Raw genomic sequence first — 16,132 nt, forward strand, 5'->3', positions numbered from 1 at the left:
CCGAGCTTGGCGGCCTGCGCGTCGATCACGGCCTTCGGCAGCTCCTTGACCGTGCCGCCGAGGCTGAGGGTGGAGAAGGAGGCGAGCAGGTTGCCCTTGCGGAAGACGACCAGCTTGGTGACGAAGGGTTCGCCGTCCACGCCGGCGGTCACCGTCCAGGCGAGCGACTCCTCGCCGGCGGACACCGTCTCCGGAGCCACCTTGACGATCTTCGTCTTCTCGCCGCCGCCGAGGAGCGTGAAGCCGCCCGCGCAGTCGGTGCCGGCGGTCTTCAGCGAGGCGAAGGCCGCCTGGGCGCCCTGCCCGTCGTACGAGCCGAGGGTCACGCTCGTGATCGGCGCGGCGAGGGCTCCGAGGGCGTCCTTCGGGGAGGCCGGGGCCCCTCCGCTCTTGGGCAGCTCGATGGCCTTGCGCTGCGTGGACGCGCCCGGGTCGCCGGGGGCGACGGCCGACATCACGTGGGCGAGGGGCGTGCAGGAGGCCTTGTCGGCGGAGACGGAGTCGGCCTTCACGACGTCCGCGGGCTTGGCCTTCTGGACCTGGTGGCCCGGCAGGTCGGCCTGCTCGACGATCAGCTTCTCCAGCTCGGCGGCGGACAGCGCCTTCGCGGCGGGCGCGGAGGGCGCGGTGCTCGTGGCGCCCGTGGCGGAAGCGCTCGGCGCGGTGTCCTTGCCGGACCCGGTGTCGCCCCCGCTCCCGCAGGCGGTGACGAGCAGCGCGAGGGAGACGGCGGTGGTGGTGACGGCGGCACTTCTCAGGGACGTACGCATCGGTGGTGGCTCTCTGCTTTCTCTGCGGGCCGCGGCGACGGCTCTCTGCGGGGCCGTGCGGCGGCGCTCTGCGCGGCTGTACGGCGGCTCTCTCCGGGCCGCCCGGCGGCGGCCGCCTCCGTGTGAGGTGCGGGGCACACGCGGCTCCAGCATGATCGCCGCCGCCCGGGGACGGCACAACGGCTTTTGTCGCGTGACCGACCCCACGGCCCACGGAGCCCGCCGACCCCCGACAATGGCGGGGTGATCACTTCGCCGCCACGAAGCGCCAACGGGGACGGCCCCGCCGACGGAGACCCCGGCAACGGCGCCGGACCCGGAACGGGCGCCGGACCCGAAGCGGGCACCGGACCCGAAGCGGGCGCCGGACCCGGGACGGTCCCCCGGAACGGGGCCGGGCACCGCCGGCCCTCCGAGGCGACCCCGTACGTCGACCTCACCCGGGCCGAGTGGAGCGCCCTGCGCGACAAGACGCCGCTCCCGCTGACCGCCGACGAGGTCGAGCGGCTCCGCGGCCTCGGGGACGTCATCGACCTCGACGAGGTGCGGGACATCTACCTCCCGCTGTCCCGGCTGCTCAACCTGTACGTGCAGGCCACCAGCGGCCTGCGCGGCGCGCTGAACACCTTCCTCGGCGAGAGCGCCGAGCAGCGCGGCACCCCCTTCGTCATAGGGGTCGCCGGTTCGGTGGCGGTCGGCAAGTCCACGGTCTCCCGGCTGCTGCAGGCGCTGCTGGCCCGCTGGCCGGAGCACCCGCGGGTGGAGCTGGTCACCACGGACGCCTTCCTCTACCCGATGGAGGAGCTGAAGGCCCGCGGCCTGATGTCCCGCAAGGGCTTCCCCGAGTCGTACGACCGCCGGGCCCTGACCCGGTTCGTCGCGGACGTCAAGGCGGGCAAGGAGGAGGTCACGGCCCCGGTCTACTCGCACCTGATCTACGACCGCGTGCCCGGCGAGCGGCTCGTGGTGCGCCGCCCGGACATCCTCATCGTGGAGGGGCTGAACGTCCTCCAGCCGGCCCTCCCCGGCAAGGACGGCCGGACCAGGGTCGGTCTCGCCGACTACTTCGACTTCTCGGTGTACGTGGACGCGCGCCCCGAGGACATCGAGCGCTGGTACCTGAACCGCTTCCGCAAGCTGCGCGACACCGCGTTCCAGGACCCGTCCTCGTACTTCCGGCGCTGGACGCAGGTCTCCGAGGAGGAGGCGTTCGACTACGCCCGCACGATGTGGCGGACCATCAACAAGGTCAACCTCCTGGAGAACGTGGCCCCGACCCGCGGCCGGGCGACCCTCGTCGTCCGCAAGGGATCCGACCACAAGGTGCAGCGCCTGAGCCTCCGGAAGCTCTGACCTCCGTACGCTCTCCCCATGCTGCATCTGAGGATGATCGTCCCGCCCGACCGCACCTCCGCCGCGGTCCGGCTGATCGAGTCGACGGTCGGCACCGCCCATCTGGTGGTGCTGCCCGGAGCCGCCCGGGACCCCTCGGGCGACCTGGTGCTGTGCGACGTGGCCCGCGAGGCGGGGGACGAGCTGCTGCACGGACTGCGGCAGCTGGGGATCGACCAGGACGGGTCGATCGCGGTGGAGAACATCGACCTGTCGATGTCCACGCGCGCGGACACGGCCGAGGAGGAGGCCCCGGGCGAGGGCGCGGACGCCGTCATCTGGGAGCAGCTGGCGGAGGCGACCCACGAGGACTCGACGCTCTCCTTCACGTACTTCTCCTTCATGGGCCTGGCGACGATGATCGCGGCCTGCGGCGTCGTCCTGGACAACGCGATCCTGATCGTGGGCGCCATGGCGGTCGGCCCGGAGTTCGGTCCGCTCGCCGGGGTGTGCACGGCGATCGTGCAGCGGGCGCCGAGGCTGGCGGCCCGCTCGCTGATCGCGCTCCTCGTCGGCTTCGCGTCGGCGATCCTGGCGACGACCCTGTTCAGCCTGCTCATGGACTGGATGGACCTGTTCAGCCAGTCCATGCTCGACGCGGAGCGGCCGCAGACCAGCTTCATCTGGCAGCCCGACCCGTTCTCCTTCGTGGTGGCGGTCCTCGCGGGCGCCGCCGGCACCCTCTCGCTGACCTCGTCCAAGTCGGGCGCCATGGTGGGGGTGGCGATCTCGGTGACGACGGTCCCGGCGGCGGCGAACGCGGCGGTGGCGCTCAGCTACGGCGAGGTCGGGCAGATGTGGGGGTCGATCCAGCAGCTGCTGCTCAACCTGCTGGGGATCATGCTGGCGGGGACGGCGACCCTGGCCCTCCAGAAGAGGCTGTGGCGGACCCAGCGCGGCCGTCTGAAGCGCCGCCTGCGCAGGGGCTGACCCGGTACGACGCGGCCCGACGCGAAGAGGCCCCGCCGCACCGCACTCCGACGCGAAGAGGCCCCGCCGTACCGGAGTCCGGTGCGACGGGGCCTCCCCGTGTGCATGACGGTGCCTCAGAAAGGCTAGCCCAGCGCGGACTTCACGACGTCCGCGAGGCGCTGCGCGACCGCGCGGGCCTGCTCGATGTCGGCGGCCTCGACCATGACGCGGACCAGCGGCTCGGTGCCGGAGGAGCGCAGCAGGACGCGGCCGGTGGAGCCGAGCTCGCGCTCGGCGTCGACGACGGCGGCGGCGAGCTCGCCGGAGGTGGTCACGCGGGACTTGTCGACGTCCTTGACGTTGATGAGGATCTGCGGGAGCCGCTCCATGACGCCGGCGAGGTCCGCGAGCGACTTGCCGGTGGCGGCGACGCGGGCGGCCAGCATCAGGCCGGTGAGGGTGCCGTCACCGGTGGTGGCGTGGTCGAGCACGATGACGTGTCCCGACTGCTCGCCGCCGAGGGCGTAGCCGTTGTCCTTCATGGACTCCAGGACGTAGCGGTCGCCGACCGCGGTCTGGACGAGGTTCAGACCCTCGCGCTCCATGGCGAGCTTGAAGCCCAGGTTGGACATGACGGTGGCGACGACGGTGTCGCCGCGCAGGGTGCCGGCCTCGCGCATGGCGAGGGCGAGCACGGCGAGGATCTGGTCGCCGTCGACCTCGTTGCCCGCGGCGTCCACGGCGAGGCACCGGTCGGCGTCGCCGTCGTGGGCGATGCCCAGGTCGGCGCCGTGCTCGACGACGGCGGCCTTGAGCAGCTCCAGATGGGTGGAGCCGCAGCCGTCGTTGATGTTGAGGCCGTCCGGCTGGGCGCCGATGGTGACGACCTCGGCGCCGGCACGGGAGAAGGCCTCGGGCGAGACGCGGGAGGCGGCGCCGTGGGCCTCGTCAAGGACGATCTTGAGGCCGTCGAGACGGTTGGGGAGGACGGCCATGAGGTGGGAGACGTACGTCTCGAAGCCCTCGCCGAAGTCGCGGACGCGGCCGACGCCGGCACCGGTCGGGCGCTCCCACGGGGCGCCGGTGCGGTGCTCCTCGTACACGGCCTCGATCTTGTCCTCCAGCTCGTCGGCGAGCTTGTGGCCGCCGCGGGCGAAGAACTTGATGCCGTTGTCGGGCATGGCGTTGTGGCTGGCGGAGAGCATCACGCCGAGGTCGGCACCGAGGACGCCGGTGAGGTGGGCCACGGCCGGGGTGGGCAGCACGCCGACGCGCAGCACGTCGACGCCGGCGCTGGCGAGGCCCGCGACGACGGCCGCTTCGAGGAACTCTCCGGAGGCGCGCGGGTCCCTTCCGACCACGGCGGTGGGCCGGTGGCCCTCGAAGGTGCCCGCCTCGGCGAGCACGTGCGCGGCCGCGACCGACAGACCGAGCGCCAGCTCCGCCGTCAGATCCGCGTTGGCGACGCCGCGTACGCCGTCCGTGCCGAAGAGTCGTCCCACAGCTGTCCTCCGAAAATACGTGCCCAAGCGAAAGAGAAAGAGGTTATGAAAAAACGTACGCCCCGACGGCACGGGCAGTGCCGCCGGGGCGTACGAAAGCAGACCGAGCAGGCGTGATTAGCGCTTGCTGTACTGCGGAGCCTTACGGGCCTTCTTGAGACCGGCCTTCTTCCGCTCGACCGCACGGTCGTCACGGGAGAGGAAGCCGGCCTTCTTCAGCGCCGGGCGGTTGTTCTCGACGTCCGCCTCGTTCAGCGCACGGGCCACGCCGAGGCGCAGGGCGCCGGCCTGGCCGGAGACACCGCCACCCGCGATGCGGGCGATGACGTCGTAGCGGTTGTCGAGCTCGAGCACCTTGAAGGGCTCGTTGACTTCCTGCTGGTGCACCTTGTTGGGGAAGTAGTCCTCAAGGGTGCGACCGTTGATCTTCCACTTGCCGGTGCCCGGAACGATCCGGACGCGGGCGATGGCGTTCTTGCGACGGCCCAGGCCGGCGGCCGGCTGCGGGTCGCCGAAGCGGGACGCGAGGGACTCGGAGGTGTACTCACCCTCGACGAGCTCGGTCTCGGTGGTGTACTCCTCGACGCCCTCGAACTCGTCGACGGGGGTCTCGGGGGTGGTCTCGGCCACGATGCTCCTCAGATTTCTTTCGTTCTTAGGGGGTGTGGCCGGAATTACTGCGCGACCTGGGTGATCTCGAACGGGACCGGCTGCTGGGCAGCGTGCGGGTGGTTCTCGCCCGCGTAGACCTTCAGCTTCGAGAGCATCTGACGGCCCAGGGAGTTCTTGGGGATCATGCCCTTGATGGCCTTCTCGACGGCCTTCTCGGGGTTCTTGTCGAGCAGCTCGTCGTAACGGACGGAGCGCAGACCACCCGGGAAGCCAGAGTGGCGGTAGGCCATCTTCTGGGTCTTCTTGTTGCCGGACAGGTGGACCTTGTCGGCGTTGATGATGATGACGAAGTCGCCCATGTCCATGTGGGGGGCGTAGACGGGCTTGTGCTTGCCTCGCAGGAGGTTCGCAGCCGTCGTCGCCAGGCGGCCCAGGACGATGTCCTGCGCGTCGATGATGTGCCACTGGCGAGTGACATCGCCGGGCTTAGGGCTGTACGTACGCACTTCGTAGCCTTCGCTTCTTCAGTGGATGGAGTCCAGACACACCTGAAGCGATCATGCAGCTGGGGCCTGCACTGCCGGGACACCGCCCGTATGCGAGCCACTGGTAACTGCTCCAGGGAACTTGCGTAAGGGCCCTTCGCGTGAGAACGACGAAGCCGATACGCATAACAAACCGCAACAGTACCCGCGCCCCCCGGGGCGGGTCAAAACGCGCCGGCCCCGCCGCCCCCGCCCGCGGTCACCGGGCCCGCTCGACCCGCCGCTCGTCCCACACGGGCTCGCTCGTCTCCCGCACGACCCCGTCGGACCCGAAGACCAGGAACCGGTCGAAGCTCTTCGCGAACCAGCGGTCGTGCGTGACCGCCAGCACCGTCCCCTCGTACGACTCCAGCCCGTCCTGGAGCGCCTCGGCGGACTCCAGGTCCAGGTTGTCCGTCGGCTCGTCGAGGAGCAGCGCCGTCGTCCCCGCCAGTTCGAGCAGCAGGATCTGGAACCGCGCCTGCTGCCCGCCCGACAGCTTGTCGAACGACTGGTCCCCCTGCCGCTCCAGCTCGTACCGCCGCAGCATCGACATCGCCGCGCCCCGGTCCTTGGCGTGCTCGGTCCACAGGATGTCGACGAGGGGCCGCCCGGCCAGCTCCGGGTGCGCGTGGGTCTGCGCGAAGTGCCCCGGCACGACCCGGGCGCCGAGCTTCCACGCACCCGTGTGGGCGACCGACGGGTCCCCCGCGAGCAGCCGCAGGAAGTGCGACTTCCCGGAGCCGTTCGAGCCGAGGACCGCGACCCGCTCGCCGTAGAAGATCTCCAGCGAGAAGGGCTTCATCAGACCGGTCAGCTCAAGGTTCTCGCAGGTCACGGCCCGCACCCCGGTCCGTCCGCCGCGCAGCCGCATCCGGATGTCCTGCTCGCGCGGCGGCTCCGGCGGCGGCCCCGCCTCCTCGAACTTCTTCAGCCGGGTCTGCGCGGCGGCGTACCGGGAGGCCATCTCGTGGCTGACCGCGGCCGCCTGCCGCAGGGTGATCACCAGCTTCTTCAGCTGCGCGTGCTTCTCGTCCCAGCGCCGCTTCAGCTCCTCGAAGCGGGCGAACCGCTCCCGCCGGGCCTCGTGGAAGGTGTCGAAGCCGCCGCCGTGCACCCAGACGTCCGATCCGGCCGGGCCCGGCTCGACCGCGATGATCTTCTGGGCGGCCCGGGAGAGCAGCTCCCGGTCGTGGGAGATGAAGAGGACGGTCTTGCGGGTCTCCCGCAGCCGCTCCTCCAGCCACCGCTTGCCCGGCACGTCGAGGTAGTTGTCCGGCTCGTCGAGGAGCAGCACCTCGTCGGGGCCGCGCAGCAGCGACTCCAGGACGAGCCGCTTCTGCTCGCCGCCGGAGAGCGTCCTGACCTCCCGGAACTGCGCCTTCTCGTACGGGACGCCGAGCGCGGCCATGGTGCAGATGTCCCAGAGGGTCTCGGCCTCGTACCCCTGCACCTCGGCCCAGTCGCTGAGGGCCTGCGCGTACTTCATCTGCGCGGCCTCGTCGTCGACCGTCATGATCAGGTGCTCGGCCTCGTCGACCGCCTTCGCGGCCTCCCGGATCCGGGGGTGGGCGACCGAGACGAGCAGGTCGCGGACGGTGGACCCGTCCCGTACGGAGCCGACGAACTGCGGCATCACGCCGAGGCCGCCGCTGACCCTGACCGTGCCGCCGTGCGGCTGGAGGTCCCCGGCGATCATCCGGAGCAGTGTGGTCTTGCCGGCGCCGTTGGCCCCGACGAGGGCGACGACGGCACCCTCCCCGACCCGGAAGGAGGCGTCCCCGAGCAGGACCCTCCCGTCGGGAAGGTAGTACTCCAGATGCGCGGCCTCGACGTGTCCCATGGGATGCATTGTCACCGCCCGCCGGGGCCCCGCCCAACCGGTTTAGGATGCGCGGCATGAGCTTTGGGGGACCGCAGTGGCCGCAGGAGCCGCAGCAGCAGGGGCAGCAGGGGTACGGACAGCAGCCCGGATACGGGTACCCGCCGCAGCAGGGACAGGGGCAGGGGCAGCAGTCGGGCTACGGGTACCCGCACCCCCAGCAGCCGGCGCAGCCGAACCCCTTCCCGGGCGCGCAGGGCAGCACCGACACCCCCGACTGGAGCGCCCTGGCCGACGCCTCGGCCTCGCGGGGCCGCCGCAAGCGCCTCCTGCTGATCGCCGGCGGGGTCCTGGCCACGGTGGCCGTGGGCGCGATCGTGGCGACCGCCGTCGTGAGCACCAACAAGAAGAACGACGAGGCCAAGAACGGTCCGGTCCCCACCGGCACGGTCTCCCCCACCGACGCGCCGACCCCCGAACCGACCTTCTCCTCGGTGGCGCCGCCGCCCCCGCCGAACCCGAAGGACTACATCTCGGACCCGAAGAAGGACAAGGCCCCGCTCAGCGCCGAGGGCCTCTTCCCGGGCAAGAAGATGTCCATGAACGGCCGCGCGTACCAGAAGGGCGCGACCTCCGCCACGACGAACTGCGCGGCCGTCACGCAGGGCGGCCTCGGCGGCGTCCTGACGCGGAACGGCTGTCAGCGGGTGCTGCGCGCGACCTATGTGAAGGACGGCGTGGCGATCACCGTCGGCGTCGCCGTCTTCCCGTCCGAGGCGGCCGCCCAGAAGGCGAAGGACCAGGCCACCGGCGGCGTCGCGCCCCTGACGGGGGCGGGCGTGGGTGATTTCTGCCACGCCACGGTCTGCCTGCGCCGCTCGAACGCGATCGGCCGGTACGCGTACTTCACCCAGGCCGGCTTCGCCGACGGCAGGAAGGTCACCAAGGCCGACAAGCCCGTCTTCCAGGCCAGCGACGACCTCGGCACCTTCGCCTTCAACCAGATCTACGCCCGGGGCCGCGCCCAGGCCTCAGCAGCAGCCGGCGCTCCCGGGGAGTGACCGCTTGTTGCGCGCCTCCCGGCTGCGGGCGGCGAGCAGGGCGTCCTCCGGGTAGCCGACCTCTTCGAGGGTGAGGCCGTGCGGCCGCACGACGTGCACGGCCGAGTCGCGGACGCCGGCGGCGAGCACCTTGCCGGGCCAGTCGACCGGCCGGTGGCCGTCGCCGACGAAGAGCAGGGCGCCGACGAGCGAGCGGACCATGTTGTGGCAGAAGGCGTCCGCCTTGACGGTCGCCTCCAGGATCCCGTCCTCGCGCCGCTCCCAGCGCAGCACCTGGAGCGTGCGGATGGTGGTGGCGCCCTCGCGCTTCTTGCAGTACGCGGCGAAGTCGTGCTCGCCGACGAGCGCGGTGGCGGCCTCGTTCATGGCGTCCATGTCGAGGGCCCAGTCGTGCCACAGCACGTGCCCGCGGAGCAGCGGGTCGACGCCGCCGGGGTCGTCGGTGACGCGGTAGGCGTAGCGGCGCCAGACGGCGGAGAACCGGGCGTTGAAGCCCGCGGGGGCCTCCGCCACGCTCCACACCCGCACGTCGTGGGAGAGCCGCCCGGCGAGCCGCCTGAGCAGCTTGTCGCGGTGCTCCTCCCACACCTCCACGGGGAGGTCGACGTGGGCGACCTGGCCGCGCGCGTGCACGCCGGCGTCGGTCCGGCCGGCGACGGTCAGCTCGTACGTCTCCCTGGACCGGGTCACGGTCCGCAGGGCGTCCTCGATCTCTCCCTGCACGGTCCGCTGCCCCTGGGCCTGCTTGGCCCACCCGGAGAAGTCCTTGCCGTCGTACGAGAGGTCCAGCCGAACCCGTACGAAACCGTCCTGCACGTCATCGCTCACGCGGAGATCCTCTCAAACACACGGGAGCGGGCCCGCACCCCAGGGGGTACGGGCCCGCTCACGAGAAACGTACGAAAAACGCTTACGCGTCCTTCGCCTCGTCCTCGGTCGCCTCGACGGCGGCGGCCTCGTCGGCCTCCTTGACGGCACGCTTGGTGGCGGCCTCGGCCTCGGCGACGGTCGCCTTCTTGGCGATCTCGCCCTCGACCAGCTCGATCACGGCCATCGGGGCGTTGTCGCCACGACGGTTGCCGATCTTGGTGATGCGGGTGTAGCCACCCGGGCGCTCCGAGTAGCGCGGGGCGATCTCGGTGAAGAGCGTGTGGACGACGCCCTTGTCCGTGATCGACTGCAGCACCAGGCGACGGTTGTGGATGTCGCCCTTCTTCGCCTTGGTGATCAGGCGCTCGGCGACCGGACGCAGGCGACGGGCCTTGGCCTCGGTCGTGGTGATGCGGCCGTGCTCGAAGAGCGACTTCGCCAGGTTGGCGAGGAGCAGCTTCTCGTGCGCGGCGGAACCGCCGAGGCGGGCACCCTTCGCGGGACGCGGCATGGTGTTTCTCCTTGTGATCTGCACCGGCCGTATGAGGTACCGGTGTCAGTGTCCGAGCGGGCGGTCACCCGTCGGAGACCCCGCGCCCCAGAGGGGCGCGGGGAGGTGTCAATCTGCTGCTACCGCCGCGTGGGCGGGACCAGCCGGAACCGGTCCGCAGCGAGACTGCGACTAGTACTGCTCGGTCTCGACGAAACCGGCGTCCGCGTCGTCGTCGGCGCCGAAGGCGTCGGCGGCGGCGGTCGGGTCGAATCCGGGCGGCGAGTCCTTCAGCGCGAGGCCCATACCGGCCAGCTTCGCCTTGACCTCGTCGATCGACTTCGCACCGAAGTTGCGGATGTCGAGCAGGTCGGCCTCGGAGCGGGCGACGAGCTCACCCACGGAGTGGATGCCCTCACGCTTGAGGCAGTTGTACGAACGAACGGTGAGCTCGAGCTCCTCGATCGGCAGCGCGAGGTCGGCGGCGAGGGCGGCGTCCGTGGGGGACGGGCCCATGTCGATGCCCTCGGCGTCGATGTTGAGCTCGCGGGCGAGACCGAACAGCTCGACCAGGGTCTTGCCGGCGGACGCCATGGCGTCACGCGGGCGCATGGCCTGCTTGGTCTCGACGTCGACGATGAGCTTGTCGAAGTCGGTGCGCTGCTCGACTCGGGTCGCCTCGACCTTGTAGGTGACCTTGAGGACCGGCGAGTAGATCGAGTCGACCGGGATGCGGCCGATCTCCTGGCCGACCTGCTTGTTCTGGACGGCGGAGACGTAGCCGCGACCGCGCTCGACGGTCAGCTCCATCTCCAGCTTGCCCTTGGCGTTCAGGGTCGCCAGAACGAGGTCGGGGTTGTGCACCTCGACACCGGCCGGGGGCGCGATGTCGGCGGCGGTGACCAGACCCGGGCCCTGCTTGCGCAGGTACATCACGACCGGCTCGTCGTGCTCCGAGGAGACGACCAGCTGCTTGATGTTCAGGATGAGGTCGGTGACGTCCTCCTTGACGCCCGGCACGGTGGTGAACTCGTGCAGGACACCGTCGATGCGGATGCTGGTGACAGCGGCACCCGGGATCGAGGAGAGGAGGGTCCGGCGGAGGGAGTTGCCGAGGGTGTAGCCGAAGCCCGGCTCCAGCGGCTCGATGACGAACCGGGAGCGGAACTCGTCGACGACCTCTTCGGTCAGCGACGGACGCTGAGCGATAAGCATGTCTGTGTTTCCTTCAGTCGTGGACGCCCACTATTTGACGCCCGACAGCCACCGGGCAGTGGCCCGGTGGTTTTGCTGCGCGTACTGCAAGGGTACGGGCGGTACGCCCCACAAGGGGACGCACCGCCCGAAAGGTCCTGCTCAAGCAGCCCGTGCGTCAGACGCGACGGCGCTTGGGGGGACGGCAGCCGTTGTGCGGCGTGGGGGTGACGTCCTGGATCGAGCCGACCTCGAGGCCCGTGGCCTGGAGGGAGCGGATCGCGGTCTCACGGCCGGAGCCGGGACCCTTGACGAAGACGTCGACCTTGCGCATGCCGTGCTCCTGCGCGCGGCGGGCGGCCGACTCGGCGGCCATCTGCGCGGCGAAGGGGGTGGACTTGCGCGAGCCCTTGAAGCCGACGTGGCCGGCGGAGGCCCAGGAGATCACGTTGCCGGACGGGTCCGTGATCGAGACGATCGTGTTGTTGAACGTGCTCTTGATGTGCGCGTGGCCGTGAGCGACGTTCTTCTTTTCCTTGCGGCGCACCTTCTTGGCAGCGCCCTGACGACCCTTGGGGGGCATCTCTTACTCCTACGGGAGGTGGTCGGTCCTACAGCGAAGACCGCTTGGTCAAGCGTCCGCTGAGGACTACTTCTTGCCCGGCTTCTTCTTGCCGGCGATGGCGCGACGCGGGCCCTTGCGGGTACGGGCGTTCGTGCTGGTGCGCTGACCGCGGACGGGCAGGCCACGACGGTGGCGGAGGCCCTGGTAGCAGCCGATCTCGACCTTGCGGCGGATGTCGGCGGCGATCTCACGGCGGAGGTCACCCTCGGTACGGAGGTTGGCGTCCACGTACTCGCGGATCTTGACGAGGTCTTCCTCGGCAAGGTCGCGGACACGGGTGGACTCGTTCACGCCGGTGGCGGCGAGGATCTCCTCGGACCGGGTGCGCCCGATACCGAAGACGTAGGTGAGTGCGACCACCACACGCTTGTCGCGCGGGATGTCAACACCGGAAACGCGTGCCATTCAATGGCTCCTGTGTTCTCGGGGGTCTGCTGCAGAACCGTTCCCGGCTGCCGTATGAGGTACAGGTCGGGTCCCCGGCCCCCGCCGGAGGTGCCGTCAACCGTGCGGACACGGCCCGACGGGCTCTGCGTATGTACGTGTTGCTATGCGTCGCGCGAAGAACTGCGAAGTTGCAGGTCGGTCGGCGTGCGTCAGCCCTGGCGCTGCTTGTGGCGCAGGTTGTCGCAGATGACCATGACCCGGCCGTGACGGCGGATCACCTTGCACTTGTCGCAGATCTTCTTGACGCTCGGCTTGACCTTCATGGGATGTGAGGTTCTCCGGGTCAGTGCCACCACCCGCACGGAAGGCGGGTACGGGCAAGATCTACTTGTACCGGTAGACGATCCGGCCACGCGTCAGGTCGTACGGAGAGAGCTCCACGACGACCCGGTCGTCCGGGAGGATTCGGATGTAGTGCATCCGCATCTTGCCGGAGATGTGCGCGAGGACCTTGTGACCGTTCTGGAGCTCCACCTTGAACATGGCGTTCGGGAGGGACTCGATCACGGTGCCCTCGATTTCGATGGCACCTTGCTTCTTGGCCACGCTTCGCCTTTCGAATCGGCTACCTTGATCGACTCTCTTCGCCGCGTGCAGGCACACGGGTACACGAGAGCCGACGCATCAGTCTACGTCAGGCCCCAGGAAAAGACGAATCGGGAAGTCTGCCCACGCTAGAAGATCCCTACGCCCGCCGCAGTCCCGGGGCTCTGCCCCTACGCCAGCGGGTCCGGCGCGGCCGTGACGCCCAGCTCCGCCGGCTTCGCCTTGCCGCCGTCCCGATCCCCGACGCCCCGCTCGCGGGCTCGGCGCCCGGGGCGCCTCACAAGCTTCGCGCGGCTGCGCCGGCCTCCGACCGGCGAGCGTGCCCCGGACCGGCCCGGCCTTACGCCAGCGGGTCCGGCGCGGCCGTGACGCCCAGCTCCGCCAGCTTCGCCTTGCCGCCGTCCACCGCCGTGAGGACCAGCGGGCCCTCCTCCGTCAGGGCGATGGAGTGCTCCCAGTGGGAGGACCAGGTGCCGTCGGTCGTGACGACCGTCCAGTCGTCCTCCAGGACCTCCGTGCGCGGGGTGCCCAGGGAGACCATCGGCTCGATCGCCAGGCAGAGGCCGGGAACCAGCTTCGGGCCCTTGCCGCGCTTGCGGGAGACGTAGTTCAGCAGGTGCGGGTCCATGTGCATCTCCGTACCGATGCCGTGGCCGCCGTAGTCCTCGATGATGCCGTAGCGGCCGAGGCTGTGGTCGCCCACCGCGGGGCGCGGCTGGCGCTTGATGTACGTCTCGATCGCCTTCGAGATGTCCACCAGGCGGTTGCCGAGCTTCATGGCCGCGATGCCGGCCCACATCGACTCCTCGGTCACCCGGGAGAGCTCGATCAGCTCCGGGGCGTGACCGGTGCCGACGAAGGCGGTGTACGCCGCGTCGCCGTGCCAGCCGTCCACGATCGCGCCGCAGTCGATCGAGATGATGTCGCCGTCCTTGAGGACGGTCTTCTCGTCGGGGATGCCGTGGACGACGACCTCGTTCACCGAGGTGCAGATCGTCGCGGGGAACCCGCCGTACCCGAGGAAGTTCGACTTCGCCCCGTGGTCGGCGATGACCTTCCGCGCGACCTCGTCCAGGTCCCTCGTCGTGGCGCCCGGCACGGCCGCCTCGCGGGTCGCCGCGTGGATGGCGGCGACGACAAGCCCCGCCTCGCGCATCTTCGCGATCTGCTCGGGGGTCTTGATCTGCACCATCGTGGCCGCGGCCTTTCCATCGAGTACGGGGAACAGAACAACGATACGGCCGCGACGCCCCCGAGGGGCACCGCGGCCGTATCGAACGAACCAGGGGTTACTTCTTGAGCGCGGCCATCGCCTTGGCGGTGACCTCGTCCACCTTGCCGAGCGCCAGGATCGTCTCGACCAGGTTCTGCTCCCGGTAGTAGTCGATGATCGGCTCGGTCTCCGTGTGGTAGACCGCCAGGCGCTTGCGGACGGTCTCCTCCGTGTCGTCGTCGCGCTGGTACAGCTCGCCGCCGCAGACGTCGCAGACGCCCTCGGTCTTCGGAGCGTTGTACGTCACGTGGAACACGTGCGAGGAGTCCTTGCGGCAGATGCGGCGACCCGCGATCCGCTTCACGACCTCGTCCTCGGGGACCTCGAGGTCCAGGACCGCGTCCAGCTCGATGCCGTCGGCCTTGAGGAACGCGTCCAGAGCCTGGGCCTGGGCCACGTTCCGCGGGAACCCGTCGAGCAGGAAGCCGCCCTCGGCGTCCGCCTGGCGCATGCGGTCCTCGGCCATCCCGATCGTCACGGAGTCCGGCACGAGCTGGCCGGCCTTCATGTACGACTGCGCCTCTACGCCCAGCGGCGTGCCCTGCGAGATGTTGGCACGGAACAGGTCGCCCGTAGAGATGTGCGGGATGCCCAGGTTCTTGGCGAGGTACGCGGCCTGCGTGCCCTTGCCCGCACCGGGCGGTCCGACGAGGACGATTCGCATCAGCGGAGGAACCCTTCGTAATTGCGCTGCTGGAGCTGGCTCTCGATCTGCTTCACGGTCTCCAGCCCCACACCCACGATGATGAGGATGCTCGTCCCGCCGAAGGGGAAGTTGGAATTGGCCCCACCGAAGCCTGCCAACGCCATCGTCGGCACAAGAGCGATCAGACCCAAGTACAGCGAGCCCGGCCAAGTGATCCGGTTGAGCACGTAGCTCAGGTACTCGGCAGTAGGTCGACCAGCCCGGATACCCGGGATGAAGCCACCATACTTCTTCATGTTGTCCGCAACTTCCTCGGGGTTGAACGAGATCGCCACGTAGAAGAAGGCGAAGAACACGATCAGGAGGAAGTACGCGGCGATGTAATACGGGTGGTCACCCTTGACGAAGTGGGCTTCGATCCAGGTCTTCCAGCCCGCAGTGCTGTTCGAGAACTGGGCGATCAAGGCCGGGATGTAGAGCAGCGACGACGCGAAGATGACAGGAATCACACCGGCCTGGTTCACCTTCAAAGGGATGTAAGTGGACGTACCGCCGTACGACCTGCGGCCGATCATGCGCTTCGCGTACTGGACCGGGATGCGTCGCTGGGCCTGCTCGACGAAGACCACGAGGGCCACCATCACGAAGCCGATGAGGATGACGACGCCGAACTCGATCCAGCCCTGGGCGAGCTTGCCGCTCTTCTTGATGGCCCACAGGGCGCCCGGGAAGCCGGCCGCGATCGAGATGAACATCAGGATCGACATGCCGTTGCCGATGCCGCGGTCCGTGATCAGCTCACCGAGCCACATGACGACGCCGGTGCCCGCGGTCATGGTGATGACCATGGTGGCGATGGTGAAGATCGACTGGTCGGGCACGACCTGGTCGGCGACGATGCAGCCGCTGAAGAGCGCACCGCTCTTGGCGGTCGCGACGAGACCGGTGCCCTGGAGGATGGCGAGGGCCACGGTCAGGTACCGGGTGTACTGCGTGATCTTGGCAGTGCCGGCCTGACCCTCCTTCTTGAGGGCTTCGAGGCGCGGGATCACGACGGTCAGCAGCTGCAGGATGATGCTCGCCGTGATGTACGGCATGATGCCGAGCGCGAAGATGGTGATCTGCAGCAGCGCCCCGCCACTGAACATGTTGACCAGGCCGAACAGGCTGTTGTTGCCCTCGCTGGCCTGCTTGACACACTGCTGGACGGCCTCGTAGCTGACGCCGGGGACCGGGATGTGGGCCCCGAGGCGGTACAGCACGATGATGCCGAGCGTGAAGAGCAGCTTCTTGCGCAGGTCGGGCGTCTTGAACGCCCGGGCGAACGCGGTGAGCACGGTGCCTCCTGCGACCCCCGCGCTATGCGTCAAGGGTGACGGTCTTGAGGTTCGACGATTGGTTATCGGTCATCACTCCCGTGCGGGCATACCGCACGGAGTTTAGACA

At 69.7% G+C, this 16,132-nt stretch carries 18 protein-coding genes; 3 read left to right on the top strand and 15 right to left on the bottom strand.

Annotation, left to right across the window (positions count from 1 at the left end; all coding sequences use genetic code 11):
- A partial coding sequence (locus tag ACIGW4_RS11620; protein ID WP_399579922.1) for a hypothetical protein occupies positions 1-770 on the bottom strand: 770 nt, incomplete at its 3' end.
- A gap of 243 nt (positions 771-1,013) precedes the next feature.
- On the opposite strand from ACIGW4_RS11620, the gene coaA reads away from it, so the two are divergent.
- Both coaA and ACIGW4_RS11630 read left to right on the top strand, forming a co-directional pair.
- Positions 1,014-2,123 carry a type I pantothenate kinase gene (gene coaA / locus ACIGW4_RS11625; protein ID WP_399579925.1) on the top strand — a complete coding sequence of 370 codons (1,110 nt, stop codon included), beginning with the start codon at positions 1,014-1,016 and terminating at the stop codon, positions 2,121-2,123.
- An 18-nt stretch (positions 2,124-2,141) separates the two neighbouring features.
- On the top strand, positions 2,142-3,092 hold the full coding sequence (locus tag ACIGW4_RS11630) for a DUF389 domain-containing protein (protein ID WP_123454703.1): 951 nt from the start codon (positions 2,142-2,144) through the stop codon (positions 3,090-3,092).
- 125 nt (positions 3,093-3,217) lie between these two features.
- On the opposite strand, the gene glmM is transcribed toward ACIGW4_RS11630, so the two are convergent.
- The 4 genes from glmM to ACIGW4_RS11650 all read right to left on the bottom strand — a co-directional run bounded on the left by glmM (position 3,218) and on the right by ACIGW4_RS11650 (position 7,555).
- Entirely contained in the window at positions 3,218-4,576 is a 1,359-nt protein-coding gene (glmM, locus tag ACIGW4_RS11635) for a phosphoglucosamine mutase (RefSeq protein WP_123454701.1), read from the bottom strand.
- A gap of 117 nt (positions 4,577-4,693) precedes the next feature.
- Positions 4,694-5,206: a 30S ribosomal protein S9 gene (gene rpsI / locus ACIGW4_RS11640; RefSeq protein WP_015035601.1), complete on the bottom strand. Its 513-nt coding sequence runs from the start codon at positions 5,204-5,206 to the stop codon at positions 4,694-4,696.
- 44 nt (positions 5,207-5,250) lie between these two features.
- A complete protein-coding gene (rplM, locus tag ACIGW4_RS11645; protein ID WP_041130788.1) occupies positions 5,251-5,694 on the bottom strand; it encodes a 50S ribosomal protein L13 in 444 nt (147 codons plus the stop codon).
- A gap of 238 nt (positions 5,695-5,932) precedes the next feature.
- A complete protein-coding gene (locus ACIGW4_RS11650; protein ID WP_398710175.1) occupies positions 5,933-7,555 on the bottom strand; it encodes an ABC-F family ATP-binding cassette domain-containing protein in 1,623 nt (540 codons plus the stop codon).
- Between the two features lie 56 nt (positions 7,556-7,611).
- On the opposite strand from ACIGW4_RS11650, the gene ACIGW4_RS11655 reads away from it, so the two are divergent.
- Positions 7,612-8,595, top strand: coding sequence for a hypothetical protein (locus ACIGW4_RS11655; protein ID WP_398710173.1), 984 nt, complete (start codon positions 7,612-7,614; stop codon positions 8,593-8,595).
- Here ACIGW4_RS11655 and truA read toward each other — a convergent pair.
- The 10 genes from truA to secY form a co-directional block, all read right to left on the bottom strand.
- The gene (gene truA / locus ACIGW4_RS11660; RefSeq protein WP_123454695.1) at positions 8,566-9,423 is read right to left on the bottom strand and encodes a tRNA pseudouridine(38-40) synthase TruA; all 858 of its coding nucleotides are present in this window, start codon (positions 9,421-9,423) and stop codon (positions 8,566-8,568) included. The two genes, ACIGW4_RS11655 and truA, sit on opposite strands and share 30 nt — an antisense overlap.
- 82 nt (positions 9,424-9,505) lie before the next feature.
- Entirely contained in the window at positions 9,506-9,976 is a 471-nt protein-coding gene (rplQ, locus tag ACIGW4_RS11665) for a 50S ribosomal protein L17 (protein ID WP_123454693.1), read from the bottom strand.
- 171 nt (positions 9,977-10,147) lie between these two features.
- Positions 10,148-11,170: a DNA-directed RNA polymerase subunit alpha gene (locus tag ACIGW4_RS11670; protein WP_004946635.1), complete on the bottom strand. Its 1,023-nt coding sequence runs from the start codon at positions 11,168-11,170 to the stop codon at positions 10,148-10,150.
- Between the two features lie 157 nt (positions 11,171-11,327).
- Positions 11,328-11,732: a 30S ribosomal protein S11 gene (gene rpsK, locus ACIGW4_RS11675; protein ID WP_003956432.1), complete on the bottom strand. Its 405-nt coding sequence runs from the start codon at positions 11,730-11,732 to the stop codon at positions 11,328-11,330.
- Positions 11,733-11,798: 66 nt separating this feature from the next.
- Positions 11,799-12,179 carry a 30S ribosomal protein S13 gene (gene rpsM / locus ACIGW4_RS11680; RefSeq protein WP_123454691.1) on the bottom strand — a complete coding sequence of 127 codons (381 nt, stop codon included), beginning with the start codon at positions 12,177-12,179 and terminating at the stop codon, positions 11,799-11,801.
- 191 nt (positions 12,180-12,370) lie between these two features.
- The gene (rpmJ, locus tag ACIGW4_RS11685) at positions 12,371-12,484 is read right to left on the bottom strand and encodes a 50S ribosomal protein L36 (protein ID WP_003956441.1); all 114 of its coding nucleotides are present in this window, start codon (positions 12,482-12,484) and stop codon (positions 12,371-12,373) included.
- 61 nt (positions 12,485-12,545) lie between these two features.
- Positions 12,546-12,767, bottom strand: a complete 222-nt coding sequence (gene infA / locus ACIGW4_RS11690) for a translation initiation factor IF-1 (RefSeq protein ID WP_003956442.1) — start codon at positions 12,765-12,767, stop codon at positions 12,546-12,548.
- A gap of 340 nt (positions 12,768-13,107) precedes the next feature.
- Positions 13,108-13,959, bottom strand: a complete 852-nt coding sequence (map, locus tag ACIGW4_RS11695; protein ID WP_399579934.1) for a type I methionyl aminopeptidase — start codon at positions 13,957-13,959, stop codon at positions 13,108-13,110.
- A gap of 97 nt (positions 13,960-14,056) precedes the next feature.
- The gene (locus ACIGW4_RS11700; protein ID WP_398710166.1) at positions 14,057-14,704 is read right to left on the bottom strand and encodes an adenylate kinase; all 648 of its coding nucleotides are present in this window, start codon (positions 14,702-14,704) and stop codon (positions 14,057-14,059) included.
- Positions 14,704-16,023, bottom strand: coding sequence for a preprotein translocase subunit SecY (secY, locus tag ACIGW4_RS11705; RefSeq protein ID WP_123454685.1), 1,320 nt, complete (start codon positions 16,021-16,023; stop codon positions 14,704-14,706). Before secY ends, ACIGW4_RS11700 begins: the two co-directional genes overlap by 1 nt.
- Positions 16,024-16,132 lie beyond the last annotated feature (109 nt).

The sequence above is a fragment of the Streptomyces sp. NPDC053513 genome (assembly GCF_044544765.1).
In the GTDB taxonomy this organism is placed as follows: domain Bacteria; phylum Actinomycetota; class Actinomycetes; order Streptomycetales; family Streptomycetaceae; genus Streptomyces; species Streptomyces litmocidini.

Excerpts from the sequence above, each read along its gene's own strand:
- ACIGW4_RS11700 (WP_398710166.1), bottom strand. The coding sequence starts at position 14,704 with ATGCGAATCGTCCTCGTCGGACCGCCCGGTGCGGGCAAGGGCACGCAG.
- map (WP_399579934.1), bottom strand. The coding sequence starts at position 13,959 with ATGGTGCAGATCAAGACCCCCGAGCAGATCGCGAAGATGCGCGAGGCG.
- ACIGW4_RS11670 (WP_004946635.1), bottom strand. The coding sequence starts at position 11,170 with ATGCTTATCGCTCAGCGTCCGTCGCTGACCGAAGAGGTCGTCGACGAG.
- rpmJ (WP_003956441.1), bottom strand. The coding sequence starts at position 12,484 with ATGAAGGTCAAGCCGAGCGTCAAGAAGATCTGCGACAAGTGCAAGGTG.
- ACIGW4_RS11650 (WP_398710175.1), bottom strand. The coding sequence starts at position 7,555 with ATGGGACACGTCGAGGCCGCGCATCTGGAGTACTACCTTCCCGACGGG.
- ACIGW4_RS11655 (WP_398710173.1), top strand. The coding sequence starts at position 7,612 with ATGAGCTTTGGGGGACCGCAGTGGCCGCAGGAGCCGCAGCAGCAGGGG.
- ACIGW4_RS11630 (WP_123454703.1), top strand. The coding sequence starts at position 2,142 with ATGCTGCATCTGAGGATGATCGTCCCGCCCGACCGCACCTCCGCCGCG.
- rplQ (WP_123454693.1), bottom strand. The coding sequence starts at position 9,976 with ATGCCGCGTCCCGCGAAGGGTGCCCGCCTCGGCGGTTCCGCCGCGCAC.
- rpsK (WP_003956432.1), bottom strand. The coding sequence starts at position 11,732 with ATGCCCCCCAAGGGTCGTCAGGGCGCTGCCAAGAAGGTGCGCCGCAAG.
- rpsM (WP_123454691.1), bottom strand. The coding sequence starts at position 12,179 with ATGGCACGCGTTTCCGGTGTTGACATCCCGCGCGACAAGCGTGTGGTG.